Consider the following 1,360-nt stretch of genomic DNA (forward strand, 5'->3'; position numbering starts at 1 on the left):
CCGCTACCTCGCCGAGTCGCCCGCTGCCCTGCGTTTGACTCTCTCCCCGGCGACTCGCGACCGGGCCCTCGCCCGAGCGCACGGGTTCGCCAAGGTGGCCGTGCGCACCGAGCGGCGCACGCGTCTCCTCGGCCGGCGGTTTCCCACCGACCGCGTCGCTCCGGTCCTGCACCACCGCGCCCACGGGATGGCCCCGGGGGAGTCCATCTCCCCGCCGCTGGTCCACGCGAGCGCGTTCCACCTGCCCGGCGCGGACCCGGACGGCGCCCCCACCGCCCCCGGCGCGGACGTGCCTTTCCAGTACGCGCGCTGGGCCACGCCCACCTGGTCCGCGCTCGAGGCCGCCCTGGGCGCGCTGGAGGACGCCGACGTCGCCGTGGTCCCCTCCGGCATGGCCGCGATCGCCGCCGTCCTGCTGCCCCTGCTGCACCCGGGGGACCGCGCCCTCCTGCCCGCGGACGGCTACGGGCCCACCCGCGCCCTCGCCGCCGAGCACCTCACGCCCCGAGGCGTGCACGTGGACCTGGTCGCCACCCAGGGGCTCGCCCATGCGGACCTGAGCGGCTACGACCTGGTGCTCGTGGAGACCCCCTCCAACCCGGGGCTGCGCGTGGCGGACCTGGCGGACGTCGCCGCCCGCGCCCACGCGAACGGCCGCCGGGACGGCGCGGGGGCCCTCGTGGTGGTGGACAACACGCTGCTGACCCCCCTGGGGCAGCGCCCGCTGGAGCTGGGGGCGGACGTGGTCGTGGCCTCGGACACGAAGGCCGTCAACGGGCACACCGACGCCCTCGGCGGGCACGTCGCGTCCCGCGACCCCCAGCTGATGGCGCGCGTGCGCGGCTGGCGCACCCTGGCCGGCGGGATCCTCGGCACCCACGAGGCCTGGCTGATCCACCGCGGTCTGGAGACCCTCGAGGTCCGCTTCGCCCGCATGTGCGCATCCGCGCTCGCGGTCGCCGAGCTCGCGGCCGGGCACCCGGCCGTGCGCGCGGTGGCCTACCCGGGGCTGCCGGACCATCCGGACGCGGCGATCGTCGCGCGCCAGATGACGGCGGCGGGCGGCGTCGTCGGGCTGGAGTTCGCGGATGCGGCCGCGGCGGAGCGGTTCATCGGGGCGGCCGCGTACGTGGTGGCGCAGACGAGCTTCGGCGGCACCCACACCGCGGCCGAGCGCCGCGCCCGCTGGGGCGACGACGTCCCGGCCGGCTTCGTGCGCCTGTCCGTGGGCGTCGAGCCGACGGCGGAGCTGCTCGCCGATCTCACCCGGGCGCTGAACGCGGCGGCCGGACCCGCCTGAGCCCGGCCCTGCCCGCCTGAGCCGGGCCCGGCTACGCTCGCGAACCATCCCCCGCCGACC

The 1,360-nt window shown here is 78.1% G+C and carries 1 protein-coding gene; it reads left to right on the forward strand.

Annotation, left to right across the window (positions count from 1 at the left end; translation table 11 throughout):
• Window positions 1-187 precede the first annotated feature (187 nt).
• Window positions 188-1,300 (forward strand): cystathionine gamma-lyase, encoded by a 1,113-nt coding sequence (locus tag J1M44_RS05460; protein WP_206480756.1) that lies wholly within the window; start codon window positions 188-190, stop codon window positions 1,298-1,300.
• The last annotated feature ends 60 nt before the right edge of the window (window positions 1,301-1,360 follow it).

The organism is Micrococcus sp. KRD128 (assembly GCF_017168395.1).
GTDB classification, from domain to species: domain Bacteria; phylum Actinomycetota; class Actinomycetes; order Actinomycetales; family Micrococcaceae; genus Micrococcus; species Micrococcus luteus.

Bases quoted from the DNA above. Each gene is read 5' to 3' on its own strand.
- J1M44_RS05460 (WP_206480756.1), top strand. From the start codon at position 188: ATGGCCCCGGGGGAGTCCATCTCCCCGCCGCTGGTCCACGCGAGCGCG.